The sequence below is a fragment of the Acidobacteriota bacterium genome (assembly GCA_040754075.1).
Classification (GTDB): domain Bacteria; phylum Acidobacteriota; class Blastocatellia; order UBA7656; family UBA7656; genus JBFMDH01.
Genome location: JBFMDH010000034.1, coordinates 35558 through 53090 on the forward strand (window position 1 = coordinate 35558; position 17533 = coordinate 53090).

General features: G+C 49.8%; 16 protein-coding genes. 12 read left to right on the forward strand and 4 right to left on the reverse strand.

Annotated features, from left to right (window positions below; all coding sequences use genetic code 11):
* Positions 1-205 precede the first annotated feature (205 nt).
* A complete protein-coding gene (locus AB1757_26185) occupies positions 206-1219 on the reverse strand; it encodes a class I SAM-dependent methyltransferase (GenBank protein MEW6130551.1) in 1014 nt (337 codons plus the stop codon).
* 83 nt (positions 1220-1302) lie between these two features.
* Between AB1757_26185 and AB1757_26190 the strand changes: the two genes are divergently transcribed.
* Together AB1757_26190 and AB1757_26195 are read left to right on the forward strand one after the other, a co-directional pair.
* Entirely contained in the window at positions 1303-1761 is a 459-nt protein-coding gene (locus AB1757_26190; GenBank protein ID MEW6130552.1) for an element excision factor XisH family protein, read from the forward strand.
* The gene (locus tag AB1757_26195) at positions 1749-2090 is read left to right on the forward strand and encodes a XisI protein (GenBank protein MEW6130553.1); all 342 of its coding nucleotides are present in this window, start codon (positions 1749-1751) and stop codon (positions 2088-2090) included. Before AB1757_26190 ends, AB1757_26195 begins: the two co-directional genes overlap by 13 nt.
* A 67-nt stretch (positions 2091-2157) precedes the next feature.
* On the opposite strand, the gene AB1757_26200 is transcribed toward AB1757_26195, so the two are convergent.
* The 3 genes from AB1757_26200 to AB1757_26210 form a co-directional block, all read right to left on the reverse strand.
* Entirely contained in the window at positions 2158-3315 is a 1158-nt protein-coding gene (locus AB1757_26200) for an acyl-CoA dehydrogenase family protein (GenBank protein ID MEW6130554.1), read from the reverse strand.
* 177 nt (positions 3316-3492) lie between these two features.
* Entirely contained in the window at positions 3493-4680 is a 1188-nt protein-coding gene (locus AB1757_26205) for a hypothetical protein (GenBank protein MEW6130555.1), read from the reverse strand.
* A 24-nt stretch (positions 4681-4704) separates the two neighbouring features.
* The gene (locus AB1757_26210) at positions 4705-5739 is read right to left on the reverse strand and encodes a DUF2268 domain-containing putative Zn-dependent protease (protein MEW6130556.1); all 1035 of its coding nucleotides are present in this window, start codon (positions 5737-5739) and stop codon (positions 4705-4707) included.
* Positions 5740-6358: 619 nt separating this feature from the next.
* On the opposite strand from AB1757_26210, the gene pheA reads away from it, so the two are divergent.
* The 10 genes from pheA to AB1757_26260 all read left to right on the forward strand — a co-directional run bounded on the left by pheA (position 6359) and on the right by AB1757_26260 (position 17449).
* A complete protein-coding gene (gene pheA / locus AB1757_26215) occupies positions 6359-7222 on the forward strand; it encodes a prephenate dehydratase (protein ID MEW6130557.1) in 864 nt (287 codons plus the stop codon).
* A 90-nt stretch (positions 7223-7312) separates the two neighbouring features.
* Positions 7313-8332, forward strand: coding sequence for a 3-deoxy-7-phosphoheptulonate synthase (gene aroF, locus AB1757_26220; GenBank protein ID MEW6130558.1), 1020 nt, complete (start codon positions 7313-7315; stop codon positions 8330-8332).
* Positions 8333-8372: 40 nt separating this feature from the next.
* On the forward strand, positions 8373-8579 hold the full coding sequence (locus AB1757_26225; protein MEW6130559.1) for an antitoxin family protein: 207 nt from the start codon (positions 8373-8375) through the stop codon (positions 8577-8579).
* A gap of 4 nt (positions 8580-8583) precedes the next feature.
* Positions 8584-9081: a type II toxin-antitoxin system VapC family toxin gene (locus tag AB1757_26230; protein ID MEW6130560.1), complete on the forward strand. Its 498-nt coding sequence runs from the start codon at positions 8584-8586 to the stop codon at positions 9079-9081.
* 39 nt (positions 9082-9120) lie between these two features.
* Positions 9121-10125: a TonB C-terminal domain-containing protein gene (locus AB1757_26235; protein ID MEW6130561.1), complete on the forward strand. Its 1005-nt coding sequence runs from the start codon at positions 9121-9123 to the stop codon at positions 10123-10125.
* Between the two features lie 6 nt (positions 10126-10131).
* The gene (locus AB1757_26240; GenBank protein ID MEW6130562.1) at positions 10132-12831 is read left to right on the forward strand and encodes a SpoIID/LytB domain-containing protein; all 2700 of its coding nucleotides are present in this window, start codon (positions 10132-10134) and stop codon (positions 12829-12831) included.
* A gap of 545 nt (positions 12832-13376) precedes the next feature.
* Entirely contained in the window at positions 13377-13895 is a 519-nt protein-coding gene (locus tag AB1757_26245; GenBank protein MEW6130563.1) for a cytochrome c3 family protein, read from the forward strand.
* Between the two features lie 37 nt (positions 13896-13932).
* Positions 13933-14307, forward strand: coding sequence for a four helix bundle protein (locus tag AB1757_26250; protein MEW6130564.1), 375 nt, complete (start codon positions 13933-13935; stop codon positions 14305-14307).
* A gap of 60 nt (positions 14308-14367) precedes the next feature.
* Positions 14368-16593 (forward strand): molybdopterin-dependent oxidoreductase, encoded by a 2226-nt coding sequence (locus AB1757_26255; GenBank protein ID MEW6130565.1) that lies wholly within the window; start codon positions 14368-14370, stop codon positions 16591-16593.
* 145 nt (positions 16594-16738) lie between these two features.
* The gene (locus tag AB1757_26260) at positions 16739-17449 is read left to right on the forward strand and encodes a 4Fe-4S dicluster domain-containing protein (GenBank protein MEW6130566.1); all 711 of its coding nucleotides are present in this window, start codon (positions 16739-16741) and stop codon (positions 17447-17449) included.
* The last annotated feature ends 84 nt before the right edge of the window (positions 17450-17533 follow it).

Consider the following 17533-nt stretch of genomic DNA (forward strand, 5'->3'; position numbering starts at 1 on the left):
CAGCGGATTAAGCGGATACAGCGGATGAAGACGGATAATTTGATTCAAGAGTTTACGACGATGACAGAGATTTATCCGTTTTAAAAAATCCGCGTTGATCCGCCGCATCCGCTTAATCCGCTGGGAAGCCAACCTTAATGGGTTGCCCAATGATTTTCCATATCAACCCTTCTGATTTTTCGGTATCAACCCTTCAAGATGAAAATTATTTATGCGAAATCAACACCTGTTGAAATGTCGGCGGCAATTGATGAAGCTCGGTCGAAGCGAATCCCGCATTGGCAAACATCTTTTCATATTCGGCAAAGGTGTAAGCATCGCCATTTGCGGTTGACGCCAGCATCACCATCGCAAAGGTTGCCGGTTGCGGCGGACTGACGCGGTCTTCGTTAGGAACGAATTCAAAAGTCACGGCGCGACCGCTGGGCTTGAGCGCCGCATGAACTTTTTTCATCAAGCCTTCGCAGGTCGGCACATCGAAGTGATGAAAGAAATTCGTCAGTAAAACCAGGTCATAGCCATCGCCAAATTCAACTTCAAACGCCGAACCGGGTTTGCAGGTCAAGCGGTCGGCAACGCCCATTTTTTCGGCATTTTCTTTGGCGACTGCCAACACCGCTTGCCAATCAACCGCGACGATTTCGGCATGGGGATTGGCTTGGGCGATGGCGATACCAAACATTCCATGACCGGCGGCAATGTCTAAAACTTTGCAACTCGCCATCGAGGCGGCATCAATCAACTGCGCAATCAACTGCGCGGGCATCGCCATCATGCCGCCCATGCCGCGCGCAAAATCGACCCACACAGGATGGTTGTCTTCAACCGTGCCTTCGTCGCTTATAACCGTGCCGCCTTTGCGAACCGTCGCGGCAATATCATCATAAGTCGACATCAGGGTTGGCGAGAGCAAAAAGCGTGACACCGCTCCCGCATAGGCTGGGGAATGGCGACTCAGATAAAACGCTGCATCAGGCGCTAAGGCGTAGGTCTGTCCTTCTTTGGTCAAAAAACCTTTGACCGTCAGGTAATCACAGAGCACGCGCATACCTTTCACTGAAGCGTGACATTTTTCTGCAAGCTGATCGGCGGTGTTTGCGCCTTCGGCAATCGCTGTAAAAACATCAAGTTCGATTGCGCCTTTCAATACGGCGGATTGTTGATAGGCGATGATGGTTTCAAAAATCCGTTCAGGGGTCGGGGGGTTGTTGGGTTGCATAAGACTCTCCTCGAAATAGAATTAAAAGAAGGGGTATTCTAGCAATAAGGAAAGTTTCTGGCGATTGATAAAACAGTTTTACATTGTCAATTACTCTACTTTTAAGCAATTCATATACTGTTGGCAGGGCAAAGCGGGATACGATTCACGAGGCTGTGAAGAATGCGCTCATCAAAGACGGATGGACAATTACCGACGACCCGTATCGAATTGAATATGAAGAAGTCAAACTGTATGCTGATCTGGCGGCTGAAAGACCATTTGCGGCAGAACGCGCGGGTCAAAAAATCGTCGTTGAAGTCAAAAGCTTTCTCAACCTTTCGCCGATTCATGATTTTGAAATGGCGCTTGGGCAATATAATGTCTATCGTGAATTGTTGACGCTCGTGGCTCCTGAACGAAAACTTTATCTGGCTGTGAGTCACCTGCTTGAAGATAATTTTTTAAGCGGCAAGGCAATCCAATTAATCATTCACCAACAGAAACTCTCTCTGGTACTGATCAATATCGCCGACGAGGAGATTAACAAATGGATAAGCTAGTGAATTACCGGGAAATCATTAAACGCATCCTCAACGAGTATATCGAACTCGATAAACGACAACCGACAGCGGGTGTCGAGTATCTGCTGATTGCCGATGATGAGCGGGGTCATTATATGTGGCTCAATTTAGGCTGGGCAGGTAATAAACGACTGAATGCCGAAACCGTATATGTTCGATTGCGTGACGGCAAGTTTTGGATAGAGACCGACTGGACAGAAAAGGGAATTGCTGCGGATTTGCTGGAGGCGGGAGTGCCAAAAGAGGATATTGTTTTAGCGTTTCAGCATCCCGATATGCGCCCCTTTACGGATTTTGCCGCTGCTTGAAAAGCGCATCAAAAGTATTATTCCCTGAGCCTGTCAAATATCAATTTGGCAGGCTCAGGTGTTTTCATTAAGCCGATGCGCCTTCTTTAATCAAAGCGCGGCTGATGACGACGCGCTGGATTTGATTGGTGCCTTCGTAAATCTGAGTAATCTTGGCATCGCGCATATATTTTTCAATTGGATATTCACGCGAATAACCGTAACCGCCAAACAGTTGCACGGCGTTGGTGGTCACCTGCATGGCAACATCTGTGGCGAAAACTTTGGACATTGCCGCAAGTTTGCCGACATTCTTTGCGCCTGCATCAATCGCCCGCGCTGCTGTGTAAACCAGTTGGCGCGCGGCTTCGACCTGGGTTGCCATATCTGCGAGCATCCATTGAATGCCCTGGAATGATGAAACCGATTGCCCGAATTGCTGGCGCTCTTTGGTGTATTGCAAAGCCAAATTCAGAGCGCCCGCCGCAAGCCCTACAGCCTGTGCGGCAACAAACGGACGCGCTACGTCTAAAGCCTGCATGGCGTGTTTGAATCCTTGCCCTTCTTTGCCGCCTAAAATTTGCGATTCGTGAATCCGGCAATTTTTCATATGGGTTTCATTAACCGGAACGCAGCGAATGCCCATCAAATCTTCGCGTTTGCCAACTTCAAACCCAGGGGTTTCGCGGTCTACGATAAAGCCTGTGACGCCGCGTGTGCCGCGTTCGGGACTGACGGTGCAAAACATTGTGAAGAGGTGCGCCGCGCCGCCATTGGTCGTCCACTTTTTATCGCCGTTTAAAACATAGTGGTCGCCGTCTTTCACGGCTTGCGATTTCAAACTGCCGGCGTCAGAACCCGAAACTTTTTCCGAAAGCCCGAAAGCGATTAACTTTTTGCCCTTGGCGATGTCGGGCAGATATTGCTGTTTTTGTTCGTCGGTGCCGCCGACGATAATGGGAAATGAACCGAGGGCGTTGACGGCGTAAGAAACGCCGACGCCGCCACAGGCTTTTGATAGCTCTTCGACGACGATGCAGAGGTTCAATTCGCCACCGCCTTCGCCGCCGTATTCTTTAGGAATCCATACGCCCATGAGGTTCGCTTCTTTCAAGGCGTTGATGGCGCTCCACGGGTATTCGCCGGTGCGGTCGTGTTCGGCGGCAATCGGGCGGACGTACCTCTCGGCGATTTCTCTAGTTAAATTGCGGTAATGAATATTTTCTTTGGTCAGTAATTCATCCATGAATGTAGTCTCCTTTTATCAAAACGGGTTTACCAGGCAGGTTCGCAAAAACGAAACGAGCTTTGAAGGCGGATTGTATCTGTCGCGGAAAAGCTGAGTCAAACCTTTGCACTCAGCCCCAGCGGTTCGAGAAAGCAGGGACTACAAGTTCGTTGGTAATAGTTTGTCGGCATTGATTTAGTTGTTGGATGAAACGGTTTTCATCATCGTTTCTTTAAGGCGCGTCAAAATACCTCTGAACATCGTTACTTGATTTGCCTTTGAATAATTTTGACTTTGCGCTTCAACATCTTTTTTGGCTGGTCCCATATTCATTAGGAGAGTATTTCTCGCGTTATAAAATCCGCTTTTGAACTCCTCGTACAACATACTGATGGTTGGTTCATCAAAAGCCGGGTATTGGGTTTTCAAAAATTCAATCGCTGTTGGCTTATCCATTGCTTCCTGCATCTGCCAGAGGTCGGCTTCCATTTTAATGAAAACATCGGGCAACTCTTCATCTGAAACCGCGAGCGCCTGTTCAATGATTGGCAGAAGTTTTGCCGCTTGGATTTTATAGCCTTCATTCCTGGCAAGGTAGCGGCTGGCGGATTTAGCATCGCCTTCATAGGTGCCATCGTTGTACAAAATCATTTTTATTGTCAGTCCGTATTTTTCGATGTTGGTTGAGGAAAACCTGTTTATCGCTTCGTAGGTCTCTCCCGGTTTTATATCACCTGCACCCAAGCCGTTACTTCCGCTCCGCATTTCAACAGCCGTAATCGTTTTATCCGAGACGTTTTTGATTGTGAAGCGATAACCGGCGACCGATTTTTCAACTTCGGTAATTTCAATCGCATTTGAAGGATTGAAAATGCGCGGATATTCATCGCGCTTTAATACGACAGGGTTAAAGCTGATCGCTTTGATTTCAAAAGGCTCGATGCCGAATTGCAGCAACTCGGCAGGGCGTAAAAATTCGCCAATCGCAATAGAATACTCACCGACCATTTTCTCTTTTTTATTTTTCCACCACTGCGGTTCGGAAAGTTTATTGTAGATAACCGATAACCGAACGCGAATGACACCTGTTACCATTTCGGCTTGAACCTCAACAAGCGAGAAATCCTTTGCCGTTTCTGTGTTGACGATAGCCAGCGCATCACGGGCAATGGAAAAATGTCCCACAATGCCTTTATAAACCGGTTCGGTTTGGCGCGAAGTAATCACTTCAAGCCCGACGGTCGGCGCAGGAAATAATTTTCTTCTTTCACTTGCCGGGGATTCCGTTTGCGGTTTTTGCGCAAACACGGAAGTAAACAACGCTAATAAAGCTAAACAGAAAAGGCACCACTGCCTTAACGAAAAAGGCTTTTGGTTAAACATACAACCTCCGCAAAAGGTGAGTATTCAGTTAGCCGTTTCGATGAGCAGCACGCGCTCGGCGGCGATGGCGGCGAGTTGCTCTTCGACATGTTCGCGCAGTTGCGTGGGTGGCATGCGAACAATCTGGTCGAGTGTATACATTGCCATGATGCGTTGCACGACTTCATAACCTAACAGATAGCCGCCGCGTTTGGGCACCTCTGTTGGCGCAGCATCGGTAAACCATTGTTCATATTTGTCGGGCGTGGCTTCAGCTTTAATTAATTCCAAAAATTTGCGGGCACTGGCGGCGAGTTCTTCGCGCTGCGATTCAAATTGCTTATCGGTGAAATGCAAGTACAGCGTCGGCGGCATCGCCGGATAGACGGTTTCGGCTCCGGCAACCGCGAGACCCTCGACAATCAAAGGGATGTGCGCGGTGCGCACCTGTGCCAGCGTCGGTTGATTGAGCAGGTAATTGAAATGATAGAGGTGAAAAAATTCATGTGTGAAAGCAATCTGCAATTGCTCGATGTTGTATTCGGTCAGCACTTCTGCGCCTAAACAGAGGGTGTCGGGTACGCCATTTTCGTTGCCCACAGGACGCACCGAACCATCGAACAGGAAAAAACTGAGACCGATGAAAATATCCTGTCGTTGATGATAAAACGGGAAGCGCGATTTGAAGTTATAAATCGCGATGCGCAGTTCTTCTTCGGCAATCTTGTTGAATTCGCGCAAACGATTAATGCGCGACGGCACCCGAATCAGAAATTGATGAAGCATTACGAGGCGTTCGGGCGGCGTGGCGTTTTGATAAATGGCGCGGTCGAAATATTCCTGATGCTTGCTCTCTACCAATCGTTTCCAGAGTTTGTACTGGCGGCTCATTTTTTTGCCGCGCGCCTGTTCCCAGAAATTGAGAAAGTCATCAACCACATTGACGATTTTGTGCCCGTCAAACAAAGCGTCGAAATGCTCTTGCGAAGATGAGTCGTCCGAACGCGGCGCAGCCGTTGTGCTGACGGCAAATAGCAGGAGTGCAGCAAGCAGGACTAAAGTTTTTTTGAAGCTCAACATTTTAAGCTCCCGGTGCAAAGAAATTCGGCTCTATCGGACGCTTGGCTACCCGAAATTAAGGGTGCACATACTTTAATTGAATTTCTGCAAAACACCAACCATTAACCGAAAAATAATTTGCAACAAATTGTAAACGATTCAGGAAAGTTCCATCTTCCAATTCAATGCTGATTATTTGAAAGGGAAAAACTTCTCGTCGGATTGAGCAGGTCGGGCGGTTTGAAGGCATCCGATGAATCCGCTTCATCCGCCGAATCCCAAGATAAATTATTCCTCGCGCAAGGGGACGATTAAAAATTGTGTTGAAAAATGAACCCGAAAAGACGAACGGCGAAAATCAGCATCGCGCTTGACAACTTCGCGCTCGATTGCCGATAATGCCGCCTGACTTTGTAATGCGCAAAGTCAAATCAGGTTTATGAATCACCATCATTCAAAATTCACTTCCCACTCCAACACGCAGGGCGCGTGGCGTTACTTTTACTTTAGCTTTTTTAGCATCGCCAGAGGAGCGGGGAACGCGATGGTGTAAACCGATAAACATCGCAAAGGTTTTTAAAAGCCCGCTCCTTCAAACGAAGGCAGCGGGCTTTTAAATTTTTCAGGACGAATATTTTTCATGACCACAGATCAGACAACCTCAACCAAAGTCGCCTATCAGGGCGAACGCGGCGCGTTCAGTGAAGCGGCAGCCAAACGACTGCTCGGCGCAACCATTCAAAGTGTTCCCTGCCATTCGTTCGACGAAATGTTTTCGGCGGTTGCCACCGATGCGGTTGACGCGGCGCTTGCGCCCATCGAAAACAGTCTCGCCGGTTCGATTCATAAAAATTACGATTTACTCGAAGAACACAATTTTGAAATCATCGGTGAAATCAATCTGCGCATTGTTCATAACTTGATTGCGCCGCCCAAGGTGACGCTTGGTGAGGTGCGGCGCATTTATTCGCATCCGGTGGCGCTCGCGCAGTGCGAAAAATTTTTACGCGCTCACCCGCAGATTGAAGCGATTTCGGCGCACGACACCGCCGGAAGCGTTCGATTGATGATGGAGGGCGGACGCGCGGACGAAGCGGCGATTGCCGGAACCATGGCTGCCCAAGCTTATGGCGCAAATATTATCGCCGAAGGCATCGAAGACAACCCGCAAAATTTCACACGCTTTTTACTGCTTACCAAACCCGAACGCGCCAGCGACATTCACCCCCAGGCGACCAGCGATACGCGAAAAACTTCGATTATCTTTCGCGTGGCTAATATTCCGGGTTCGCTCTTTCGCGCCATGGCGGCGTTCGCGTTGCGGGATATTGATTTGACCAAACTCGAATCGCGACCGATTGAAGGTCGCCCGTGGGAATACACCTTTTATCTGGATTTGATAGGCGATAAAACCGATTTGAATGTCCAACGCGCTTTATCGCACTTATCGGAGATGACCGAAAGCTACCGTGTGCTGGGGTCATATTATCGCAGCAAAGACTAAATTTTTCCTTGCGTCTTTGCGCCCGGTATTCAGCGCGTGATACCGCAAAGGCGCAAAGCCAAAAGGAGCAAAACCATGAGGAGAGAAGAAATGATTATCGCAATGAAGCCGGAAGCCACAGAAGCACAAATTCAGGAAGTTTGCCTGCAAATCGAACGGTACGGATACAAACCGCATTTGATTCGCGGCGAAGAGCGCGTCGTCATCGGCGCGGTCGGGCACGGCGACAACAAAGACCACCTGCAAAGTCTGGTATCGGTGCCGGGGGTTGAAAACGTTGTGCCAATTCTGCAACCCTACAAACTGGTCAACCGTGAACTCAAAAAACAGAAGACCACGGTTCGCGTCGGCGATTTGGAAATCGGCAACCAACATTTGATTGTGATGGCTGGTCCCTGTTCGGTTGAAACCCGCGACCAGTTGCTGGAAACCGCGCACGCCGTCAAAGCCGCAGGCGCGCACATCTTGCGCGGCGGCGCATATAAACCGCGCACCTCGCCTTACGATTTTCAAGGGCTTGAAGAAGAAGGCTTGAAACTATTAGCCGAAGCGCGTGAACAGACGGGGCTGAAAGTCGTCACTGAAATCGTCACCACCGATGACACCGAACTGGTTGCCGAATATTCCGATATTCTGCAAGTCGGGGCGCGCAATATGCAAAATTTCGCCTTGCTGAAACGACTGGGTAAAGTCGGTAAACCGGTGCTGCTGAAACGCGGCATGAGTTCAACGATTAAAGAGTTGTTGCTTTCCGCCGAATACATCGCTTCGCACGGCAATGAACAAATCATGCTTTGTGAACGCGGCATTCGCACCTTTGAAACGGCGACCCGCAACACTCTGGATATTGCCGCGGTGCCGGTTTTGAATGAACTCAGTCACCTGCCGGTCATCGTTGACCCGTCGCATGCAACAGGCAAGCGCAGCCTGGTTAAAGCGATGGCGAAAGCCGGAATTGCCGCAGGCGCAGACGGCTTGATTATCGAAGTGCATCCGCGCCCGCAGGAAGCCTGGTCGGACGGCCCGCAATCGCTCACGCCTGCGGATTTCGCCCAGTTGATGAAAGAACTGCGCCCCTATGCGGAACTCGAATCGCGCAGTATGAATTAGCCGAAACTTGATGATAGAATCGTCTGTGGAGGGACGGGCGATGAGCATAACCATTGAAGCGATTTATGAGAACGGAGTTTTCAAGCCTTTAACGCCGGTTAAGGATATTTCCGAAAACGAAAAGGTGAAGCTGACAGTCAATCCTGTCAGTTTGATTGATTATCAACGCCGCCACCGCATTAAAGGTGATCCGGAACTTTTTCGTGAAATAGGCGATTCGGATAAATATAGTTTGCTTGAGGATTAACTCTATGTTGCGAGCTATTCCTCAAGGAGCGGTTTGTTTTATTGACGCCAACATCGTTTATTATCACATTTTTGATACCCCACCACTTTCGGAGGAATGTTCGGATTTTTTATATCGGGTGGAACAGGGCGAATTAACACGGGTGATTTCGTCAGATATTCTTGCTGATGCTGTGCATAAAGTGATGATGACAGAGTTGGTTGCTCTGCATGGCATTCCCCGGGCAGGTATATTGGCAAGAGTAAAAAAACACCCAGAGTTGCTAGATTCATTAAATTTGCATAAAGCAATTCCTCCAATCATCCGAGGATTAAATGTAATTGTTGAACCCATCACTTTGGAACTGTTAGAAGCCGCAACTGAACTGTCCGTTCAATATCGCCTGCTCACCAATGACGCGCTCATTCTTACGACCATGAAAAAATTCGGCATCGAACACCTTGCAACCAACGATAATGATTTTGATAATATTTCTGACATACAGGTTTGGAAACCCAGATGAAGTTGTCGATAGAAATTTAGAATTTGATTAAGTGAAGTTGTGCTGAAGACTTTAGAAAATTACCTCACCGATGAACCGACCGCAAACTGGCTGCTGGAGCCGCTTTGGCGGCAACTTGGTCATGACCGCCGCTTTGCCAGAATCTTCATCGCTTCGATTATCGGGCATCTCATATTTTATGCCATTCTCGTTCGTTTCGATTTGAAGATGGAATTCGCCGAGCAAAAAGCGCGCGGGCAAGGCGAGCGCGTCGAAATTGTCGAAGTTGCGCCGCCCGCGAATAAAGGCTTACTGCCGCGTTCGATTAATGAACCGCTCGAACGCGCAGACCTCAGCCAGTTAAAATACGACCCCAATAATGCCAACGATAAAAATTTGCTGGCGCGGTCGCCCAATCCGACCACCGCGCGCGGCGTAGAAACCAAACTGCCGAGCGCCACCCAGATTGAAAAGCAGGTTGAACGGACGCGAAACAACGCCACCTCTGGAAGCGGCACGGCAAACACGGCGACGGCAAGCCCAGCGACGCCCGCCCCCCGCCCCGCCGATAGCCCAAGCGTGCAACCGGCAACTGCGCCGCCAACCCCTGCAACAGCGGAAACTTCATCGCAACCGGCAACCTCACCCCCTGCCACAGCGCCCGCGCCGCAACCGAGTGAACCCGCCACCAAGGCGCAACCGGCTACCCCTGCGGGAACTCCCAATGCCGGAAACCAACAGAATAAAGCTTTCGGCACACAGGAAACCGAAGCCCAGTACAATGCCTATATTCGCGCCAAAATCAAAAAGGTCAACGAACGCATTTATCCGAAAGAATTGGTCAAAGATTTGCTCGGCGACCGCGTTTCTGCTGACTTTCGATTGGTCATTCGGCGCGGCGGTGAGATCGCTTCTTTGCAACAACTGCGCTCAACCGGATTTTCTGCGCTTGACAACATCGCGCGACAAGCGATATACACAGCTAAGCCCTTCGACGGCTACCCCTCAAATGCAGGAGATACAATCACACTCACGGTGACTGTTTATTATGCGCCCTGGCGGTGATCTCTCATGCTTTCACAAAGAAGTTTTCTCTATTACAAGCGAAGCCTGGCTTTCGCGCTTGTCGGTTTACTCGTAACCGGTTTGACTTTTAACAATCTGACGTTGGCGCAAAACAGTAAAAATCGCACCAGCGCGACCATCAACAAAAGTGCAACTTCATCAACGACGCGCACCAGCGCGACCAATAGTTACGGCGCAAGCGGGCCCCTCGTCCGCATCGCACTGGTTACGGATGTCGCATCCGTCGCGCTCAGTTCAGCAACCGGACTGGCGATTCGCGCAAATTCGTCGGATAAAAAAGTTTTTGCCAACGGGCAAATCCTTGCCGAAATTCACCAACCGACCAAACCCGACACCATCGCGCAGGCCTCTGACGATGCGCCGCTCAAACCGCCGACTTCGACCACCATCACCGCCACCGGCAGCGCCTATCATGTCGAAATCACTTCTGCCAGCGATTTAGCCAAAGCCAAACGCATCACTGAAAATGTCAAAACCCGCTATGACCAGACTGCGAAATACAGCTACGACGGGCAAAACGGCACTTATAAAATCATCACCGGCAATTACAAATCGAAAGTTCAGGCATTGGATATGCTCGCGGTTTTACGCGAAGCCGGTTACGGCAAAGCGCGACTCGTCGCCATACAAAACAACGCCGCAAAAAACACCAGCAGCACCAAACCGGTAACCTACAAAGCCCAACCGGCAAGCAAGGATGTAGCAAAACCCGCAGCGCCCAATTCGCGACCGGCGATTCTCACAACCCAGATTGCCGCATTCAGCGCCAGCAAAATGATTGCCGCAAGCGATAAAACGCTTATCATTTCCGCCGAAGCCTCTGATATCGAAGCCGGTGATGACCAAGAAAACCGTTCCTATCGCACAGCGAAAACTGCTGCTTCATCAACCGGCAAACCCTTGACCATTCGCGTAAGCGGCAAGGATTATCGCGGCGACATTCATCTGAAACTCAATGAACGCGGGCGCATCAATGTTATCAATGTCCTGCCGATGGAAGATTATTTGCGCGGCGTGGTTCCCGTTGAACTCTCGCCTTCGATTGCGCAAATCGAAGCGTTAAAAGCGCAGGCGGTAGCGGCGCGCTCCTATGCGCTTGCGACTTTAGGGCGCTTTAAAGATGAAGGATTTGATTTGCGCGATGACCAGCGTTCACAAGTTTATGGCGGCTATTCGGTTGAACACCCCACCACCAATCGCGCCGTCGAAGAGACCCGCGGGGTGGTCGCTTTAACGTTCAATGAAAGCGGCAAAGGCAGCGCCATCGAAGCCCTCTACACGGCGGATTGTGGCGGCAAAACCGAAAACAGTGAAAATATTTTTAGCGGTCGGGCAATCGGTTATCTGCGTTCGGTTGATTGCGCGATGGATAAGGATTTGACCCAAAGCCGCGAGCTTGCATCGGTCGCCAAATTTGAACAACTCAATGAACCCTTCGGGCATTCGCTGTCGCGTGATGTCGCCCTGCTTGCGGTTTTAGGATTCAACCTGCCCAATAAGGTTTCCAAAGATTATCTGGACGATGCGGTTGACCGCAGCGAATTGCAGACGTGGGCTGAACGCGCCGCGAAACTGACGCGGGAAATTGCCCCAAGAGATTCGCGCCGGGACTCTTCGAGCCGCGATGAAACAAACGCCTTTGACATCCACCATGAAATGGCTTTGCTGCGCTCGAACAAACGCGACATCACCAAACTTCCGTCTTTTGCAACATTGATTGCGCTTGCAACCTACGGCGAAAATCGCGAAAGCTTGTTTATGTCGCAATCCGAAACCGATTATCTCCTGGCGGGACTTGGCGGCGAAGAAGTTTCGCGCGAGATGCGCGCCGATTTAGCCTTGCTTATCAAAGACAACATTTTGCGTTTGCCGGGAAGCGGGCAAATCAACACCCGCTCGTCCATTACACGCGCTCATGCGCTTGAAACCTTTGCCCGCGCCATTCGGTTCAAATCGCAAACCGGCACGATAAATTTACAGAGCGCCACCGCTGTCATTGCAAAAAACAACGTGTTGACGATTGTCGCAGCCAGAAATGCCATCGCGCGAACCCCATCTGTGACGATGGCAAGCGCACGTCCATCGAGGACAGCGAACGGGCAACAGGATGTAGAAATTGAAAAGGACGCGCGGTTATTTAAAGTATTCGGCGACCACAGCTACGCGGTTGAACGCCTCGGCATCATCGGTGGCGAACGCCTCACCTATCATTTGAACGCCAGCGGGCGAATTGATTTCCTCGAAGTCGATGGCGCGCATCGCGATGTCGCAAGAGAGCAGGTCGCAGACGCCTCGAAATGGCAGGAGAGTTTAAGCCCCGATGATACAGCCAGGCGTTTGACACGCGCTCGTATTGATGTCGGCGACATTGAAACCATTACGCCGCTCAAATATGGCGCGTCGGGTCGCGTGGTTGAACTCGAAATCGTCGGCTCGAATAAAACTCTGCAACTGCGCGGGCAACAGATTCGCACGGCATTCGGACTCAAAGAAAATCCTTTAATGATTGAACGCGAACGCAACGCCCAGGGTGAAATCACCAACTTTATTTTTACAGGCAAAGGCTGGGGACACGGCGTCGGCATGTGCCAGATCGGCGCAGCCAGACTTGCTAAACAGGGACAATCCTACATTGGCATTCTGCAAAAATATTACGCCGGGGTCAGCGTGCAGAAAATTTATTGAGTCAAAGCGGGTAGAGCATTTTGGGCATAAAGTGTCTCGCCGCTTCCGCGCGGAGCAGACACAGCAGTTGTAGAAACCGTCGTGTGACCTTCTGCAACTCTGTGCCCTCTGCGTTTGCGAACTAGAGCGGTTTGCGATTGAGTTTACTCAGCCTCGGTTGAGAAAGCGGTCTTTGACCGCGTATGACGGGAAACCCGGTCAAAGACCGCTTTCTCAACTTGAGTAAATAGTTTTGCAAACTGCTATAAAAACAATTTTCTAAGGCGAAGTAGATTGATGGAAAATCAACCGGCTCAGGAATCAGTTTGAATCTTGATTCCCGGATCGGGCGGATGAAACGGAATGTAGAACAATGATTTTCCGTCTGAGCATTCACGAATTTTGAAACCCGACTAAAACCCCACTCCCGATTCCCGACTCGATTATCTGAACCACATTTATCAATTCATCAATCAAAAAAATCATTCCCTGCTTTTCTAAAATGCCGGTTTGATGATTTAATCTGTGACCGCCGACAAATTCTTGAGCACACACTCGAAATCTGAATGAGCCGAAGCCTAAAAATCATCGCGCTTCTCGTCATCATCTTTGTGCCCTTGGGATTTTTCATCCCTCGCGCCACAAATCGCCCAACCGCGCCCAAACAACCGATTGAATACAATCACTGGCAGCACGTTGTGAGCCAAGACGGCCCGCAACTTGATTGCGATTTCTGTCATGAAAATGCCGATAAATCTCCGCACGCGACGATCCCGAATATTTCAACCTGTATGGGCTGCCACGTCGCGGTCAAAACCGAAAGCCCGGAGATTCAAAAACTCGCGGAATTTTACAAGCGCAAAGAACAACCCAAGTGGGTGCGGGTTTATTATTTCGAGCGCGAAGCCAATGTCTTTTTTTCGCATAAGCCGCACCTCAAAGCCAAAATGGAGTGCAAAGAATGTCACGGCGAGGTGACCGCATCGCCCGGAGTCAAACGCGAAGTCAACATGACCATGAGCTGGTGTTTGGATTGTCATCGCCAGCGTCAGGCAAGCATCGATTGTTACGTATGCCATCGGTAGCCGGTAGCCGGTGGCTTTGATTCTTCCGGGATTTTGTATGACTTCAAAAAGCTATCAAGATTTAGAAGTTTGGCAGAGAGCAATGGATGTGGTTGTTGAATGCTATCGGGTCACACAAGCTTTTCCAAAGAGCGAAGTTTATGGATTGACCAATCAGTTACAACGCGCTGCCGTGTCAATTCCGGCTAATATCGCGGAAGGGCAAGGGCGGCAATATGACTCAGAATTTATTCAATTTCTATATGTCGCACCCGGTTCGCTAACAGAGTTGGAAACGCATATTCAAATAGCCGCACGGCTCAATTATCTGGCTTCATCAGAAGCAAATCATTTATTGGCTAAAACAGGAGAGGTAGGGCGATTGCTGAACGGTTTAATCAGATTTTTACGAAGCAAAACACAGAATAAATAACCGGCACCGATTACTCGCTGCCAGTTACCGACCACCGGCTACCGGCTACCGACCACTGATATGAAACGACGTGAATTCATCATCCTTTCAAGCGTAGGCGCAAGTGCAGCGGGCGTCTTTTCGGCGTGCGGGCACCCGGAAGAAAAACTCATTCCCGCGCTCATTCCTGATGAAGAATACATCCCCGGTATTGATGTATGGAAAGCTTCGACCTGCGCGATGTGCGACGCGGGCTGCGGCATTCTTGTGAGAACCCGCGACCACAAAGCCAATAAAATCGAAGGCAACCCCAATCACCCGGTCAATCGCGGCGCGCTGTGTGCGCGTGGGCAAGCGGGACTGCAAGTGCTATACAACCCCGACCGCATCAAAGCGCCGATGAAACGCGCGGGCGAACGCGGCGCAGGTCAATTTGAAGAAATCACTTGGGACGAAGCGATAAAGACGCTTGGTGATAAACTGCGCGAACTAAGCGCGGGTGGAAAGGCAAACGCCGCACACTTTTTTACAACTGACCAGAGAGGGATTACTGCGCACGTCGCATCGCGTTTGATGAATGCGTATGGTTCGCAAGCTTATCTGGTAAAACCGTTGTTTAGCGAAGAACAATCGCTAGGTGGATACTCAGATAGTTTTCCAGGGGTTAATAAACCGGTCTTTGATATAGCGAATGCGACGTTTTTACTCTCATTTGGTGCGCGGTTTTTAGAAAATTGGCATTCGCCATTAATGTACGCCCGCGCCTATGGCGAGTTTCGCCGCGCAAGCGGAAAAGCGCGCGGCAAATTCGTTCAAGTCGAACCACGAATGTCGCTGACCGGCGCAAACGCTGATGAGTGGTTGCCTGCAAAAACCAGCAGTGAAGCATTGGTTGCGCTTGCTATCGCGCAGGTGATTATCCGTGAAGGTTTAGCTAAGCATGCGCCTGATGCGGCGTTTGTTAAATCGCTTGAAAACTACGCGCCTGAAAAAACCGCCGTTTTAACCGATATTCCTGCCGAAAAAATTATTCAGGTTGCGCGTGAATTTGCGAAAGCTGAAAAGCCGCTTGCGTTGACTAGTAATGCGGTCGCCATGACGAATGGTTTGCCTGGTCAAGTGTGGGGAAATTTCTTAAACACCTTGGTCGGTAATATTAATCAAAAAGGCGGCGTGTTGTTATCGAATAGAGACTACAATTTTCCATTGAAAAAATTAAACCCTGTAGACCGATTCCCCGATGTCAGGTATGGCAATATTCCGATGATACTGGCTGACCGCCCAATAGAAGTTTTAATGATTCATCAGTTCAATCCGGTTTATGTTCTTCCAGCAACAAAAGAGAAGTTGAAAGCCATTCCCTTCATCGCCAGTTTTTCATCGTTTTTTGATGAAACAACTGAACTGGCAGATTTACTGCTTCCCGACCATACTTTTTTAGAGAGTTGGGATTTAACTACCAGTGACATCACTAGCGATTTTATTGTGAATTTGACGAAACCGGTCGTTCAACCCGAATTCAACACTAGGCAAACTGCCGACGTGTTGATTGCCATTAGTCGCTTGTTGGGGGATAAAGTGGCTTCCTCAATTCCCATTACGTCAGCCGAAGAGATCGTTAAACAGGATTTCACCGCTTTTGCAAATAACGGCGCTCCGCCGGTTCCGAAACAGAAAGCTTCTGAAGCCGAAGAGTCTGAAGATGAAGAAGCTGAAGAGGAAGAAGATACCTGGACGCCGCTCAGCGAAAAGGGATTTTTAATCAGTCAGGTTAAAAATCAGACAACGAGTGAACCGCAACGAACTGCGCCGGCAAAAACTCTCGATGATTCGTTGCTTACCGTTGCAAAGGAAAATTCCGAATATTCTTTGACCTTTTTGCCTTACGAACACCCGACACATGGTTCAGGCGAACAGGCCAATTTGCCCGTGCTTCAAGAACTGCCGGATGCGTTGACTTCGGTGATGTGGGGCAGTTGGGTTGAGATTAATCCTAAGACTGCTGCGCAACTTGGTATCAAAGATGGCGATTTAATTGAAGTCTCTTCGCAAAACGGTGCCGTGCGCGCTCCTGTAGTTTTGTATCCGGCAATCCGCCCCGATGTGATTGCCATGCCGCTCGGTCAAGGACACACGAGTTTTGGACGTTATGCGAAAAATATTGGCACCAACCTGTTTGAATTGCCGATTGCCGATTGGGTTGAAGATTCAAAACCAATTCGCGTGAAAGTGACGAAGATTTCAAGTGACGGAAAACTCATTCGCTTCGGCACGGGATTGCCTGAGCATATTGAATCGAAAAGATGAGCAAGGTCTCGCGAGTCTAGAAAGTCTCGCGAGTCTGGCGAGTCTTGCAGACTGACGAGCCTAAAGAGTTATTCACAATCGAAATTCTAAAACTCGCCAGACTCGCGAGACTGGGAGCGCAGCGAACCGCGAGACTAAAAAAACTATGAGCGAAGCCAAATCAACAACTAATAAACCGCAGTGGGCGATGGTCATTGACCTTGATCGTTGCACAGGGTGTGAAGCCTGCGTTGTCGCTTGCAACGTCGAAAACAACATTCCGCAGGTCGGCGCAGAAGAAGCGGCGCGCGGGCGCACCATCAACTGGATTCGCATCGAACGTTATTTTGAAGGCGAATTTCCCGACGTGCGCGTCAAGTTTCGCCCCGTCATGTGCCAGCACTGCGAAGAAGCGCCATGCGAGCCGGTCTGCCCGGTCTATGCCACTTATCATACCGACGAAGGTTTGAACGCGCAGGTCTATAATCGCTGCGTCGGCACGCGCTACTGCGCCAACAATTGCCCGTACTCGGTGCGCTTCTTTAATTTTTACGACCCCAAATATGATGCGCCTCTCGAAAAAGCCTGGAACCCGGAAGTTTCAATTCGTGATAGCGGGGTGATGGAAAAATGCACCTTCTGCATTCAACGCATTCGCGCCGGCGAAGAGAAAGCCAAAGATGAAAATCGCCCGGTGAAAGATGGCGATGTCACCCCGGCTTGCGTGCAGACCTGTCCGACGACGGCGATGGTTTTCGGCAACATCGCTGACCCGACCAGCGCCGTCGCGAAATTATCCAGGAGCAGCCGCGCGGAAAAATTACTCGAAGATTTAGGCACTAAACCGCGCGTGATTTATCTCAAAGGCGGCGAATGATTGAGGTTTATCGTTGCGCCTGTAACCCAATGCTTTGAACTTAAAGATGAACCCAAAGATGACAGAACAAACGGAAATATCGGA

Bases quoted from the DNA above. Each gene is read 5' to 3' on its own strand.
- AB1757_26185 (MEW6130551.1), bottom strand. From the start codon at position 1,219: ATGCAACCCAACAACCCCCCGACCCCTGAACGGATTTTTGAAACCATC.
- AB1757_26195 (MEW6130553.1), top strand. From the start codon at position 1,749: ATGGATAAGCTAGTGAATTACCGGGAAATCATTAAACGCATCCTCAAC.
- AB1757_26200 (MEW6130554.1), bottom strand. From the start codon at position 3,315: ATGGATGAATTACTGACCAAAGAAAATATTCATTACCGCAATTTAACT.
- AB1757_26205 (MEW6130555.1), bottom strand. From the start codon at position 4,680: ATGTTTAACCAAAAGCCTTTTTCGTTAAGGCAGTGGTGCCTTTTCTGT.
- AB1757_26210 (MEW6130556.1), bottom strand. From the start codon at position 5,739: ATGTTGAGCTTCAAAAAAACTTTAGTCCTGCTTGCTGCACTCCTGCTA.
- pheA (MEW6130557.1), top strand. From the start codon at position 6,359: ATGACCACAGATCAGACAACCTCAACCAAAGTCGCCTATCAGGGCGAA.
- aroF (MEW6130558.1), top strand. From the start codon at position 7,313: ATGATTATCGCAATGAAGCCGGAAGCCACAGAAGCACAAATTCAGGAA.
- AB1757_26225 (MEW6130559.1), top strand. From the start codon at position 8,373: ATGAGCATAACCATTGAAGCGATTTATGAGAACGGAGTTTTCAAGCCT.
- AB1757_26230 (MEW6130560.1), top strand. From the start codon at position 8,584: ATGTTGCGAGCTATTCCTCAAGGAGCGGTTTGTTTTATTGACGCCAAC.
- AB1757_26240 (MEW6130562.1), top strand. From the start codon at position 10,132: ATGCTTTCACAAAGAAGTTTTCTCTATTACAAGCGAAGCCTGGCTTTC.
- AB1757_26245 (MEW6130563.1), top strand. From the start codon at position 13,377: ATGAGCCGAAGCCTAAAAATCATCGCGCTTCTCGTCATCATCTTTGTG.
- AB1757_26250 (MEW6130564.1), top strand. From the start codon at position 13,933: ATGACTTCAAAAAGCTATCAAGATTTAGAAGTTTGGCAGAGAGCAATG.
- AB1757_26255 (MEW6130565.1), top strand. From the start codon at position 14,368: ATGAAACGACGTGAATTCATCATCCTTTCAAGCGTAGGCGCAAGTGCA.
- AB1757_26260 (MEW6130566.1), top strand. From the start codon at position 16,739: ATGAGCGAAGCCAAATCAACAACTAATAAACCGCAGTGGGCGATGGTC.